The following is a 14,044-nucleotide window of genomic DNA, read 5'->3' as shown; positions in this document are numbered from 1 at the left end:
TACTTATTCAAAACATATTGATTGTTTTAAGAATAAATAGTACAATGAATAAAGAATAAAATCGTATAATGGTTTATATATTGTGAAGAAAGCTTTATATAAATGAAATCAGAAATGGTATCGAAGGATTTGATTATAGATAAATGTGAGATTTATCCATAAAGAAAGGATGTTATTTTATGAGTAAGAAAACGGTAGCAGTATTGTTTGGAGGCCAATCTTCAGAGCATGAAGTTTCCTGTGTCTCAGCAACGACTATTATTTCAAATATGAATCATGATTTATATAATGTAATTATAATTGGTATTACAAAGGAAGGGAAATGGGTAAAAGTATCTTCCGTAGAAGATATTAAGTCCGGTGAATGGGTAAAAAGCAAAGTAAATGCAATTATTTCTCCGGATGCTACTCAAAAATCCGTATTATTCATAGAAGGAAACAAGGTTACTCCGGAAAAGGTGGATGTGGTATTCCCTGCTCTTCATGGAATGTATGGTGAAGATGGAACCGTACAAGGTCTCCTTGAATTAGCAAAGATTCCTTATGTAGGATGTGGTGTATTATCTTCTGCGGTTTCCATGGATAAATTATATACCAAGACTGTTGTGGATACTTTAGGAATAAGACAGGCAAAATATGTGCCGGTGTATAAAAAAGATTTGGCTCAAATAGAGCGGGTTGTTGAAAAAGTAGAGAATACATTAAAATACCCTGTGTTTATTAAACCTTCCAATGCTGGTTCATCTCGTGGAATTTCTAAGGCGAAAAACAAAGAAGAACTGATAAAAGGCTTATATTTAGCAGTAGAACATGATAGAAAGATATTAGTGGAAGAGGGCATTGTGGGACGTGAATTGGAATGTGCCGTTTTGGGGGGAAATGAACCGAGAGCCTCCGGTGTTGGAGAAATTATTGCCGCAGCTGATTTCTACGATTATGATGCAAAATATAATAACAACGATTCAAAAACCATTATAGGGCCTGATCTTCCAGGTAATGCAACAGAAGTTATTCGTGAGGCTGCTGTTCGTATCTTTAAAGCAGTTGACGGATACGGCTTATCCAGAGTGGATTTTTTTGTGGAGTCAGAAACGGGAGAAGTTGTATTTAATGAGATCAATACGTTACCGGGATTTACTTCAATTAGTATGTATCCTATGCTATGGGAAGCTAAAGGTATTGGTAAACCACAGTTAGTGGAGAAATTAATACAATTAGCTTTAGCCAGAGCAGAGGAAACAGGAGGAGACAGAAATGGCCAGTAGTGCTCCTATTGGAGTCTTTGATTCAGGAGTTGGCGGACTTACTGTAGCCCGTGAAATTTTAAGGCAGGCTCCAAATGAAACAATTATTTATTTTGGTGACACAGCTAGAGTACCCTATGGAAGTAAATCTAAAGAAACCATAATAACCTATTCCAGACAAATCATTAAGTTCTTAATGACCAAAAAGGTAAAGGCAATTGTTATTGCATGTAATACTGCCAGTGCTTTGGCCCTGGAAGTAGTAGCAAAAGAGGTTCCCATACCTGTTATCGGTGTGGTAGGGCCAGGTGCGAAAGTGGCAGCTGAAACATCTAAGAATGGTAATATCGGGATCATAGGTACCGAAGGTACTATTAACAGCGGTATTTACAATCAACTTTTATGTGAGACAAATCCTGATGTAAAGGTATATGGTAAGGCCTGTCCTCTTTTCGTTCCACTAGTGGAAGAGGGCTGGATTAATGACCCTATTACTGAAGAAATAGCAAAAAGATATATGGCAGAATTAAAGGATTCGGATATTGACACCTTAGTTCTTGGGTGTACTCATTATCCGCTGATTCGCCATGTAATTGCATCCGTAGTAGGTGACAAGGTAAAGTTAGTAAATCCTGCTTATGAAACTGCAAGAAGTTTAAAGAAAGTATTAGAAAGTAAAGGATTGGAAAGCAATACACCGGCGGGAGAGCACCAATTCTTTGTTAGTGATGGTGCGGAGAAATTTAAAAAGTTTGCAAATACTATTTTGCCTTGCGAAGTAGTAGAAACAAAAGATGTAAGTGTATAGATAGGAGCTGCTCAATGAAGAAAGATGTTTTGGTATCTATATCGGGACTTCAATTTGAAATAGATAAAGAGGAAGCTGTAGAAATAATTTCTGCCGGTGAATATTATAACCGCAACGGAAAGCATTATATACTATACGATGAAATATTGGAAGAAATGGAGGGTATCACCAATTGTACTCTCAAAATATCCCATGAGCAGGTTAGCATTCAAAAAAAGGGTGCCAACAATGTCCATATGATATTTGAAGTTAATAGAAAGAATTTAACTTATTACAGTACTCCTTTTGGCGATTTGCAAATTGGTATTAATACTACTTCTATTAAAGTAACGGAGGAAAAGAATCAGATTCTGGTAAATATCCAATATGAACTGGACATTAATTATTCTCATGTATCCGATTGCGAGATTCAAGTAAAAATTACTTCCCGGGGAACTGGAAAATAAGAATTCAATCCAGCTATAGATTATAACATAAATATTGAATTAAAAAACTCCCAATAGAACAATGCATAAGCATAAATCTGTTGGGAGTTCATTTTATTTATTTGTTACCTTATTTTTTAATCGCTTAAAGAAGCCTTGTTTTACTGGCTTTGCATCCAGATTAGAACGTAATCCTTTAACATCCATAATATAAATACCATTCATAACGGCCTTTACTTCTTTTTTTACTGGAATTAAATCAAAGACTTTGTCGTCGCACATTAATGTCATAATCTTTGGACCAATTTTTGCTTTGACAATAGGAGCTTTGGAACCACGTAAATATTTTGGTGTCTGATCCATTACAATCTTTGGAAGTCCAGCTTCCTTTAATTTCATACGTTTTTTATCTATTACTAAAATGGAGACGGTTTGGGCACCTGCTCTCATATCAGCTTGCGCTTTTTCATTTTTCTTTTGCAGCCTTGAGCCGAAAATATATAAACCAACTAAAATTGCTACAATAACAGCCAAAATTATTAAAAATATTATTGTCCCGGTTTTCATGTATGTACCTCCTTCCCTCCGTATTACAGTGGTAATATTGTACCATTATTCAAAAAAACAATCAAGCCTTGAAAGGTTGTAATTGTCATTAAAATTGTATTTTTATAATTGTCTTTTTTAGACTTTCTTATACAGATCTTAAGCATCCAAACATCAATGGCCCTTAGGGCGTCTTAATAGGAACTGCTTTACTTATACAAGAGATTCATTTTTTAATAAGGTATCTCTAATTACATTTTGAACATATGCACCCAAACGTTTCTGCTGTTCCTTAGTTAATTCTTTCGGATAAATCGGTTTACCGTATTCAATGACAACATGAGTTTTTCTTACCCAAGGAAAATGATTTTCAAATACTTCGTCGGTATTGCTTAAAGATACCGGTATGATGGGGCAGCCGGATTTTTCGGCTATTTTTAAACTGCCTTCTTTAAAAGGAAGCATTTCTTTTTCGTGATTTCTGGTGCCCTCCGGTGAAATATATATGGAATATCCTTTTTTAACTAATTCTACACCTTCTAAAATAGTTTTTAAGCCTTCACGAATATTATCTCTATCTAAAAACAAACAATTCAGGTATCGCATCCAGGTACGGAGAAAAGGAACTTTTCCTATTTCTTTTTTAGCAACAAAACCGGTAAGGGTAGGAACGGTGGCATAAGCTACTACAATATCAAAAAAACTGCGGTGATTTGATACATATAAAACGGCTTCATCTTTTGGAATATTTTCAAGACCGATTACTGTTTTTTTAACACCGCCTAAAACTAAAATGCCCTTTAATATGGTAACCACAATTGCCTGGGAGGATTTTACCTTAAGATGTGGATTAATTTTTCCAATGACATATTCAATGAAAAATAAAGGTATACTAACTATGAAAAATAAAAGAATAAATAAAAATATAATAATGGTTCTCATATTGGTTTCCTTTCCATTTGCCAGTCTTTTATTATTCCGGAAAGACTGAAAGCCAATTGCCTATAAAATGCATTAAATATTATACCACAATAAGGAGAAAAAATCTCTATAAATTTTTCGAATTGGTTGTACATTTGAATTTATATGATATAATAAAAACGGAATGAGGAAAATGGCAAGCTTGCTTGCATTATCCGAGTGGAGTGCCAAGATCATGAACATGCTTTTGTTCATGATATAATAAAAACGGAATGAGGAAAATGGCAAGCTTGCTTGCATTATCCCAGTGGAGTGCCAAGATCATGAACGCTTTATGTTCATGATATAATAAAAACGGAATGAGAAAGGCGCAATACAATAAGCTAATGAGAAAGTCACAAGACTGAGAGTCCGAATCAAAGGAGTAATAACATGGGAAAAGAAAACTTAACTTTATTAACTGATTTTTATGAATTAACAATGATGCAGGGGTATTTTAAAAACAATACCAACGAAAGAGTTATTTTTGATGTTTTCTACCGAACCAATCCATCAGACAGCGGTTATGCCATCTGCGCCGGTTTGGAACAGGTTATTGAATATATAAAGAATCTTCATTTTGGTGAAGAAGACATAGCTTATCTGAGAAGTCTTAAGATATTTGATGAAGATTTTCTGAGTTATTTAACTGACTTTCATTTTACGGGAGATATTTATGCAATTCCCGAAGGCACAGTTATTTTCCCGATGGAACCTTTAGTTAAGGTTGTGGCTCCTATTATTGAGGCTCAGTTAATTGAAACTGCGGTACTAAATATTATTAACCATCAAAGTTTGATTGCTACAAAAGCTTCCCGTGTGTGCTATGCCGCACAAGGTGATGGCGTTATGGAATTCGGTCTTAGACGTGCCCAAGGACCGGATGCAGGTACGCTAGGAGCAAGAGCAGCAGTGATTGGCGGCTGTATTGGTACCAGCAATGTATTATGTGCTAAATATTTTAATGTTCCGGCCCTTGGAACCCATGCTCATAGCTGGATCATGAGCTTTGAAGACGAATTAACCGCTTTCCGTATATATGCAGAACTTTATCCAAGTAATGCAACACTTTTGGTGGATACTTATGACACCCTTCGTTCCGGTGTGCCTAATGCAATTAAAGTGTTCAGGGAATTAAAAGAGGCAGGTAAGATGCCAAAGACATATGGAATCCGTCTGGACAGCGGTGACCTGGCTTACCTTTCCAAACGGGCAAGAAAGATGCTGGACGAAGCAGGATTTACCGATGCTTCTATTGTAGCCTCCAGTGACCTGGATGAGTATCTGATCGACTCTTTAAAAACCCAAGGTGCGGCAATAGACTCCTGGGGCGTTGGTACCAATCTGATTACCTCAAAGGACTGCCCGGCTTTCGGCGGTGTTTATAAATTAGCGGCTATAGAGAAGAATGGGAAATTCATTCCTAAAATCAAGTTATCAGAAAATCCATGGAAGATTACCAATCCGGGAGATAAAACCATATATCGTGTTTATGAAAAAGAGAGCGGCAAGGTAAAAGCGGATCTTATTGCATTAACAGTTGAAAAATATTCAGAAGATGAAACCTTAAAACTTTTTGATCCTATTGCTACCTGGAAGAAAACCAATCTTAAGGGTGGTTCTTATACATTAAGAGAATTGTTGGTTCCTATATTTGTAAAAGGAGAATGTGTGTATACCTCTCCGTCAGTTATGGATATCAGAGCTTACTGTCAAAAAGAATTGGATACTTTATGGGATGAAACAAGACGTTTGGTGAATCCTCACAATGTTTATGTAGATTTGTCCATTGACCTTTATCAAATGAAGCATCAGTTGTTAAACAGTATTAATAACGGTAATGGGCATATTTAACCAGTAAATACTATGTACTATTTTTTACATTAATGTGGATTTTTAGACTATTTGTGGTATAATGTATTTAAAAAAGCAGCCACATGTTGTTAGATGAATGATTATTTGAGGTGCAACTATGAAGAGAAGAAGAAAAAGACTAATGAGAAAAGTGGTAATCGTGGGTGCTCCTATTGCTATTATAATTACCTTATCCTATGCATCAATTGCATTTCTTTCACAGGCCAGTGAAGCAACCTTTGCATATGAACATTATTTTGATGATGAAGATCCGGATTCTAAATCGGGATATGATTATATAAATGCCCATAAATCGGAGGGAAGGGACTTGGGGAAATCAGAAGATGTGATTTTTACCGTACCGGCTAAATTAGACACCACACCAAGCAGTATTACAGCTCTTGTAAACAAAGAACTGCGCCTTCCTGAGGAATATATTCCGGAAGATCTTGTAGTTCCCAATGTGTATTTTAATTTCAACCATTTTGATGAAAAAAAGCAAATGAGGTCTGAGGCTGGGAAAGCATTGGAAGAGTTATTTGAGGGTGCAGCTAAAGAAGATATTATCCTTTGTGGTGTATCCGGCTACCGCTCTTACCAAAGACAATATGAGATATTTACAAATAATGTGCGGACAAAAGGAATGGAACATACCTCTAAATATTCTGCTGTTCCAGGCTATAGTGAACATCAGACCGGTTTATCCATAGACGTTTCTTCAAAATCGGTAAACTACCGATTAGACAGTTCCTTTGCAGAAACGGCAGAAGGAAAATGGTTGGCGGAAAATGCCCACCATTATGGTTACATAATACGTTTTCCGGAGGGGAAATCCAAAATTACCGGATATTCATATGAACCCTGGCATATTCGATATGTAGGTAAAGATTTAGCAACATTCCTTTATAAAAATGATTTAACTTTAGAAGAATATTATGGCTTTGAACCTTCTTTCGATTATTCGGACTCTATTAGCTACGACAACCTGGTAGACTACGGAATCGATTTAGATGATGTAAAGAATAAGCCTAAAGTAACTCCAACTCCTCCTGTAGCTCCTGAAAAGGAAGACGGGAAAGATAAAGAAGATGAGGAAGCTTCTGAAGATAAAGATAAGAAAAAGGACGATAAAGAAGAGGGTTCAAAGCCGGATAAAAATAAAGGCAAACCGGATAAAGATAAAACGAATGGAGATAATACCGGCAAAGAGGATATAAAAGACGGTTCCAAAGATCCTAATAAAGGCAATGAGAATACCGGCAAGGAAGAAGAAAATAAAGATCCAAATGCCGGCCAGGAACCGGAAGACGGTCAGAATACAACTCCCACACCAACCCCGGATCCAAATGGCGGTACAGAAGGAGAAACTGATTTTCCGGCAGATTCCAATACCAATGAGATACCGGAATCTACAGTAACTCCCATAACGGGAGAATAAAATTTAATTGTTTAAAAATGTCATTGACAATTAGAAATTTCTATACTATCATAAACACAATACAAATTGAAAATCACAAAAACTATGATGGAGAGAGTAGGAATCTTTAGCAAAAGGTAAAGCGAGTTAGAGAGGGTGAAAGTCTAACACAAGTAGCAGATTCTGAAAATCACTCCTAAGTTGCAGGCTGAAAGTTTTGGGATAAGTAAGCTGAGCCGGTGTCCACCGTTATATGGAAGCATATTATGACTTAAAGTGGTCAAAACTTACAGCAGACTATTATGTATATAGGAGCTGGTTAAACCACAAAGTACGTATGTAAATAGGTGGTATAATGAAGCAAACATGCTCTCATCCTGTTTATGGATGAGAGCTTTTTTATTAGCAGTAAAGGTATTGTTGCAGCTGCTGTGTTAAGGATTATATTAGCCCCTAATGTATTAACATTAATGTATTAGGGGATTGTATTATAAAAGGAGGAAATTAAATGTACAATAAAGTATCAACCAATTTAAACTTTGTTGAACGTGAGAAAGATGTTTTAAAGTTTTGGAAAGATAATGATATTTTTAAGAAAACAGTAGAAGAAAGAAAGAAAGGTAAGAATTATACCTTTTATGACGGACCCCCCACCGCCAATGGTAAGCCTCATATCGGTCATGTATTAACAAGAGTTGTTAAGGACATTATCCCCAGATATAGAACCATGAAAGGTTATAACGTGCTGCGTAAAGCAGGCTGGGATACCCATGGACTTCCTGTTGAACTGGAAGTGGAGAAAAAATTAGGCTTAGACGGAAAAGAACAGATTGAAGCATATGGTTTAGCACCATTTATTCATGAATGTAAGGAAAGCGTATGGAAATACAAAGGCATGTGGGAAGACTTCTCCGGCACAGTAGGTTACTGGGCGGATATGGAGGATCCTTATGTAACTTATGAAAATGACTTTATTGAGTCCGAGTGGTGGGCTTTGAAACAAATCTGGGAAAAAGGATTATTGTACAAAGGCTTTAAGATTGTACCTTACTGCCCAAGGTGCGGAACACCTTTATCCAGTCACGAAGTGGCCCAAGGTTATAAAGATGTTAAAGAAAAATCAGCAATTGCTAAATTTAAAGTAAAGGGAGCAGATAATGAGTATATTTTAGCTTGGACAACGACTCCCTGGACACTTCCTTCCAACGTAGCACTTTGTGTAAATCCAAATGAAACCTACGTAAAAGTGGAAGTAAACTTAAACAGCAAAGGCGATATCATAAAAGCAGATAGCAAAGAAGAAGACAAAGTACCTGTAAAGACTGAAAAATATATTCTGGCTAAAGCTCTTCTTTCCGTAATTGAAGGCGATTATACCATAATCGAATCTTATGTAGGAACTGACTTGGAATATAAAGAATATGAGCCATTATTTGATTATGTAACACCGGATAAAAAGGCTTATTATGTAACTTGTGATACTTATGTAACTTTAACAGATGGTACCGGTGTAGTTCATATTGCACCTGCTTTTGGTCAAGACGATGCCAATGTTGGTAACAGATACGACCTGCCATTTGTACAATTGGTAGATGCAAAAGGTGAATTTAAACCGGAAGTAACTGATTTTGCAGGAATGTTCTGCAAAAAAGCCGATGAAGGTATCATGAGAAATTTAAAAGAAAAAGGCTTGTTATTTAAAGTTCTGAAATTTGAACATAGTTATCCATTCTGCTGGAGATGTGATACGCCATTAATCTATTATGCAAGGGATTCCTGGTTCATTAAGATGACAGCAGTAAAAGATGACTTAATTGCCAATAATAATACTATTAACTGGATGCCGGACAACATCGGTAAAGGACGTTTTGGGGACTGGATTAAGAATGTACAGGATTGGGGCATCAGCCGTGACCGTTATTGGGGTACGCCTCTAAATATCTGGGAATGTGAAGACGGACACAGACATGCAATCGGAAGCATAGCCGAATTAAAATCCATGTCCGATAACTGCCCTGATAATGTTGAATTACACAGACCATTTATTGATGCTGTTACCATCAAATGTCCGGAGTGCGGTAAGGAAATGCACAGAGTAAAACCGGTTATTGACTGTTGGTTTGACTCCGGTTCCATGCCATTTGCACAGTGGCATTATCCATTTGAAAACAAAGAATTATTTGATGCCAATTTCCCGGCAGACTTTATTAGTGAAGCAGTTGACCAGACAAGAGGATGGTTCTACTCCTTACTGGCAATCTCTACTTTAATCTTTAATAAGTCTTCCTTTAAGAACGTAATCGTTCTTGGACACGTTCAGGATGAGAACGGACAAAAGATGTCTAAGTCCAAAGGAAATGCGGTAGATCCATTTGATGCATTGGCAGAATACGGCGCTGACGCTATTCGCTGGTATTTCTCCATTAACAGTGCATTATGGCTTCCAAACCGTTTCTACGGTGGTGCCGTAACAGAAGGCCAGAGAAAGTTCATGGGAACCTTCTGGAACACTTATGCCTTCTATGTGCTTTATGCCAACATAGATGAATTTGATCCTACTAAATATACTTTAGATTACCATAAACTATCTGTTATGGATAAATGGCTGTTATCTAAGTTAAATACCGTAGTTAAGACAGTGGATGAACACCTTGAAAATTATAGAATCACAGAGGGTGCCAGAGTGCTTGACAATTTTGCAGATGAATTAAGTAACTGGTACGTAAGACGAAGCAGAGAACGCTTCTGGGCAAAGGGAATGGAACAGGATAAGATCAATGCTTATATGACTCTTTACACTTCTCTTGTTACATTGGCAAAAGTGTCAGCACCTTATATTCCTTTTATGACAGAGGACATTTACCGCAACTTAGTTTTAAATCTGGATAAGACTGCACCGGAAAGCATTCATTTATGTTTATATCCAACCTGTAACGAAGCTTACATTGATAAAGAACTTGAAAAGAACATGGAAGAACTTCTTGAAATTGTTGTGCTTGGACGTTCCTGTAGAAATGCTGCTAACATTAAGAACAGACAGCCAATTGGAAATATGTATGTAAAATCCGATTTTGCTTACACCGATGAAGCAGGAAACAGCGTAAAAGGCTTACCTTCATTCTTTACCGAAATCATTGAAGATGAATTAAACGTAAAAAAAGTAACCTTTACCGATGATGTAAGAAATTTCACTTCCTACAGTTTCAAACCACAGTTAAAGACTTTAGGGCCTAAATTCGGTAAGCATATCGGACAAATTAAACAAATCCTTTCAGAATTAGACGGTAATAAAGCCATGGATGAAATTAATGCTACCGGAGGACTTAAAGTACTATTAGAAGGAAATGAAGCGTTCCTGGAGAAAGAGGATTTACTAATTGAAACTGCCCAGATGGACGGCTTTATATCTGATTCCTATAATGGTGTTACTGTAGTTTTAGATACCAAACTGACTCCTGAACTTATTGAAGAAGGCTTTGTAAGAGAAATTATCAGTAAGATTCAGACTATGAGAAAAGATGCCGGTTTCGAAGTTATGGACCACATCGTAGTATCTCATGCTGGAAATGATAAGGTTAAAGATATTATGGAGAAAAATGCAGAAGAAATCAAATCAGAAGTAATGGCTGATGATATGGTCTTTGATAATGTGAAAGGGTATACAAAAGAATGGAACCTAAACGGTGAGGATGTAACCCTTGGAGTGGAAAAAATACAATAACTTCTTACAATATGTAGATATAAATATTTCTTTTTAAATTCTGAGTATAAAAATAAATTCAGTAGAGCTGGATAAATTCAGCTTTGCTGGATTTATCCTCAGAAGAATTAGGAACAGCTTTGTCATTTTACATATTCTCTATTCAATTACAGCTTAGCACCCAGATACAATTCCATGGGAAAATAAATCTTAAAATTCTACTGTTCAAAAAACAAATTCCTCAAATAATCTAATATATATTCATAATACATCAGAATTAAATATTTTGTTATACATGGAGTTTAAGAATGTTTAAAAGGATTAATAACATTCTTAAGCTTATTAATTATGCAATCAAGTCATGTAGCAGAATTTATACAAGACAACAGTATGGATAATATCTACATGTAAAATAGCAGCAGATACCTATATTTTTTGGGATAAAAATTGAGATGTATTGAGTTTCGTTCAACTAAGAGCGATAGAATCAGTAATAATTGTGTGGATATTATTATTATGATAGAATGAATTGTAGATAGATTGAATTGAAAATTATGACAGGCAGGTGAGATAGAGATGGATTTTAAACATGAGATCGTGCTGCCCAATGAGGATTTACCTTTTCGTATGTTTCTTTTTGAAGGATACAAAGGTAATTATAAAGTAATAAAACATTGGCACAGGTCGATAGAAATATTTTTAGTTCTGGAAGGAAAAATTGATTTTTATATTAATGCTACATTTTTTCCATTAGAAAAGAATCAGTTTACATTGGTTAATTCTAATGAAATCCATTCTGTTGTAGTTCCGAACCCCAATATTACAATTGTCTTACAGATTCCAATTAAGACTTTTGAAGCATATTGGGAGGAAGACCAATATATTGGTTTTAGGAGAAGCAATCCAAAACAGGATAATAAAATTGTGGATCTTATCTCTAAAATGTGGAGAATATACGAGGAAAAAAAATACGGTTATGAGTTAATTGTAAAAAGCCATTTCTATGAACTTCTGCATATTTTGATTACTGGATATAAAGAAAATAACTTAGATAAAGAAGTTTTAAGACAGAATAAAAACTTAAATCGGTTATCAAAAATAACAGAATATATTAAAGAGAATTATAATCAGGAAATTTCCTTGGAAAGTGTTGCCGAGACATTTGGCTTTTCACCTACATATTTATCAAAATTATTTAAGATATACGGGAAAGTGAATTATAAAGCCTATCTACAAAACATTCGTGTTGAATATGGGTATCGGGAGTTAGTAAATACGGATTTGTATATCAGTGATATTGCAATGAATCATGGTTTTCCAAATAGCAAGGCTTTTTCTAAAGAGTTTAAGAAAAGATACGGATATCCTCCAAGTGAATACCGAAAAAAATTAAAGTTAAAAGAAATAACAAGAAAGTGACATTGATATGATAAGTTTAAGGACGAAATACAATTAATAGTATTATATAATGAACCTTATACAGTGAGTTGATAATAAGGAGGCAAAATATGAACTATTTAATTGGCATTGATGTGGGAACATCAGCTACGAAAACAGTTCTTTTTGATGAAAAGGGATCTGTGATTGCATTTGAGTCAAAAGAATATCCTCTATATCAGCCAAAGAATGGTTGGGCAGAACAAAATCCCGAAGATTGGAAGGATGCCACTCTTGAAACATTAAAAAAAGTTATACGTATATCAGGAGTAAAAGCGGAAAGGATTAAGGGTATTGGCTTATCTGGTCAAATGCACGGACTTGTAATGCTTGATAAAAATGGTGAGGTAATTCGTCCTTCTATTATTTGGTGTGACCAGAGGACCGGAGCAGAAGTGGAGGATTTGAATCGTATTATTGGAAGAGAACGTTTAATTGAAATTACCGCAAATCCTGCCCTGACTGGCTGGACTGCTGCAAAAATACTTTGGATAAAGAAAAATGAACCTGATAATTATAAAAAATGTAAACATATTTTATTGCCGAAAGATTATATCAGATATGTATTAACCGGTGAATTTGCAACAGAGGTATCTGATGCAAGCGGAATGCAGCTTTTAGATGTTCCAAACCGTTGCTGGTCCGATGAAGTTTTACAAAAACTTAATATTGATAAAGCTTTACTTGGAAAAGTGTATGAATCTTATGAGATAACAGGCTATATATTACCCCAAGTGGCAGAAATAACTGGCCTTACAAAAGAAACCGCAGTAGTAGGCGGTGGGGGTGACAATGCTGCAGCTGCTGTTGGTACAGGTATCGTAAGAGATGGCACTGCCTTTACTACAATTGGTACATCCGGTGTTGTTTATGCTCATAGCAGTAAGTTAACCATAGACCCCAAGGGAAGAGTTCATACTTGTTGTAGTGCTGTTCCAGGTGCTTGGCATGTTATGGGGGTTACTCAGGCTGCTGGTTTATCATTAAAATGGTTTAAAGATAATTTCTGCCAGGATTATATATGGGAAGCAGAAAAGCAAGGTATGGGTATTTATGATCTATTAGATAAATATGTTACGGATACAAAAATTGGAGGGGATAAATTAATATACCTTCCATACTTAATGGGCGAGAGGACTCCACACTTAGATCCCAATTGCAGAGGTGTTTTTTTTGGTCTTTCCGCAATCCATACAAAACCAGATATGATACGTTCAATAATGGAAGGTGTATCTTTCTCATTAAATGACTGTAACCATATTCTTCAGGAAATGGGAATTTATGTGGAAGAAATGATGGCATGCGGTGGTGGCGGTAAAAGCTCAGTCTGGAGACAAATGCTGGCGGATATGTATCAGTGCAGAGTGAAGACTGTAAAACAAGAAGAAGGGCCGGCACTTGGAGCGGCCATACTTGCAGGTGTTGGAACCGGTATGTTTGAAAGTGTTGAAAAAGCATGTGATTTGTTAATAGAGGAAGATAAGAGTAATATTCTAATTAAGGAAAATGCAGAGAAATATGAGCAACTATATGAAATTTATAAGAAACTATATCTTGATTTAAAAGACACTTTTAAGCAATTAGATGAAATATAGCTTAACTTATTCAGACGCTGACAGATTATTTTCCATCTTGTAATAAGAAGTGTTAAAA

Annotated in this window: 10 protein-coding genes; 8 read left to right on the top strand and 2 right to left on the bottom strand. The window is 35.8% G+C overall.

The window, feature by feature from the left end; genetic code table 11:
* Nucleotides 1-179 precede the first annotated feature (179 nt).
* Genes BM183_RS13055 through BM183_RS13045 form a run of 3 tightly spaced genes read left to right on the top strand, consistent with a single transcriptional unit; the run spans nucleotide 180 to nucleotide 2,498 of the window.
* Entirely contained in the window at nucleotides 180-1,265 is a 1,086-nt protein-coding gene (locus BM183_RS13055; protein ID WP_091687322.1) for a D-alanine--D-alanine ligase family protein, read from the top strand.
* Complete coding sequence (gene murI, locus BM183_RS13050) at nucleotides 1,255-2,052, top strand: glutamate racemase (RefSeq protein WP_091687321.1); 798 nt, start codon at nucleotides 1,255-1,257, stop codon at nucleotides 2,050-2,052. The genes BM183_RS13055 and murI overlap by 11 nt, the downstream gene beginning before the upstream one ends.
* A gap of 14 nt (nucleotides 2,053-2,066) precedes the next feature.
* Nucleotides 2,067-2,498, top strand: coding sequence for a YwiB family protein (locus BM183_RS13045; protein ID WP_091687320.1), 432 nt, complete (start codon nucleotides 2,067-2,069; stop codon nucleotides 2,496-2,498).
* 93 nt (nucleotides 2,499-2,591) lie between these two features.
* On the opposite strand, the gene BM183_RS13040 is transcribed toward BM183_RS13045, so the two are convergent.
* Together BM183_RS13040 and BM183_RS13035 are read right to left on the bottom strand one after the other, a co-directional pair.
* On the bottom strand, nucleotides 2,592-3,044 hold the full coding sequence (locus BM183_RS13040; protein ID WP_091687319.1) for a hypothetical protein: 453 nt from the start codon (nucleotides 3,042-3,044) through the stop codon (nucleotides 2,592-2,594).
* A gap of 192 nt (nucleotides 3,045-3,236) precedes the next feature.
* Entirely contained in the window at nucleotides 3,237-3,965 is a 729-nt protein-coding gene (locus tag BM183_RS13035) for a lysophospholipid acyltransferase family protein (RefSeq protein ID WP_091687318.1), read from the bottom strand.
* 411 nt (nucleotides 3,966-4,376) lie between these two features.
* On the opposite strand from BM183_RS13035, the gene BM183_RS13030 reads away from it, so the two are divergent.
* The 5 genes from BM183_RS13030 (at nucleotide 4,377) to xylB (ending at nucleotide 13,986) form a co-directional block, all read left to right on the top strand.
* The gene (locus tag BM183_RS13030; protein WP_091687317.1) at nucleotides 4,377-5,837 is read left to right on the top strand and encodes a nicotinate phosphoribosyltransferase; all 1,461 of its coding nucleotides are present in this window, start codon (nucleotides 4,377-4,379) and stop codon (nucleotides 5,835-5,837) included.
* A gap of 118 nt (nucleotides 5,838-5,955) precedes the next feature.
* Nucleotides 5,956-7,275: a M15 family metallopeptidase gene (locus tag BM183_RS13025; protein ID WP_207650150.1), complete on the top strand. Its 1,320-nt coding sequence runs from the start codon at nucleotides 5,956-5,958 to the stop codon at nucleotides 7,273-7,275.
* 487 nt (nucleotides 7,276-7,762) lie between these two features.
* Nucleotides 7,763-10,975 (top strand): isoleucine--tRNA ligase, encoded by a 3,213-nt coding sequence (gene ileS, locus BM183_RS13020; RefSeq protein WP_091687316.1) that lies wholly within the window; start codon nucleotides 7,763-7,765, stop codon nucleotides 10,973-10,975.
* Nucleotides 10,976-11,530: 555 nt separating this feature from the next.
* On the top strand, nucleotides 11,531-12,373 hold the full coding sequence (locus BM183_RS13015) for an AraC family transcriptional regulator (RefSeq protein WP_091687315.1): 843 nt from the start codon (nucleotides 11,531-11,533) through the stop codon (nucleotides 12,371-12,373).
* Nucleotides 12,374-12,462: 89 nt separating this feature from the next.
* Nucleotides 12,463-13,986, top strand: a complete 1,524-nt coding sequence (gene xylB, locus BM183_RS13010; protein ID WP_091687314.1) for a xylulokinase — start codon at nucleotides 12,463-12,465, stop codon at nucleotides 13,984-13,986.
* Nucleotides 13,987-14,044 lie beyond the last annotated feature (58 nt).

Origin of the sequence: Anaerocolumna aminovalerica (assembly GCF_900115365.1) — a bacterium.
GTDB classification, from domain to species: domain Bacteria; phylum Bacillota; class Clostridia; order Lachnospirales; family Lachnospiraceae; genus Anaerocolumna; species Anaerocolumna aminovalerica.
Note: the sequence above shows the minus strand (reverse complement) of the source record. Positions and strands in the feature narration are given on the sequence as shown.

Coding starts and splice junctions, on each gene's coding strand:
- murI (WP_091687321.1), top strand. CDS start 1,255: ATGGCCAGTAGTGCTCCTATTGGAGTCTTTGATTCAGGAGTTGGCGGA.
- BM183_RS13035 (WP_091687318.1), bottom strand. CDS start 3,965: ATGAGAACCATTATTATATTTTTATTTATTCTTTTATTTTTCATAGTT.
- BM183_RS13015 (WP_091687315.1), top strand. CDS start 11,531: ATGGATTTTAAACATGAGATCGTGCTGCCCAATGAGGATTTACCTTTT.
- ileS (WP_091687316.1), top strand. CDS start 7,763: ATGTACAATAAAGTATCAACCAATTTAAACTTTGTTGAACGTGAGAAA.
- BM183_RS13045 (WP_091687320.1), top strand. CDS start 2,067: ATGAAGAAAGATGTTTTGGTATCTATATCGGGACTTCAATTTGAAATA.
- BM183_RS13030 (WP_091687317.1), top strand. CDS start 4,377: ATGGGAAAAGAAAACTTAACTTTATTAACTGATTTTTATGAATTAACA.
- BM183_RS13025 (WP_207650150.1), top strand. CDS start 5,956: ATGAAGAGAAGAAGAAAAAGACTAATGAGAAAAGTGGTAATCGTGGGT.
- BM183_RS13055 (WP_091687322.1), top strand. CDS start 180: ATGAGTAAGAAAACGGTAGCAGTATTGTTTGGAGGCCAATCTTCAGAG.
- xylB (WP_091687314.1), top strand. CDS start 12,463: ATGAACTATTTAATTGGCATTGATGTGGGAACATCAGCTACGAAAACA.
- BM183_RS13040 (WP_091687319.1), bottom strand. CDS start 3,044: ATGAAAACCGGGACAATAATATTTTTAATAATTTTGGCTGTTATTGTA.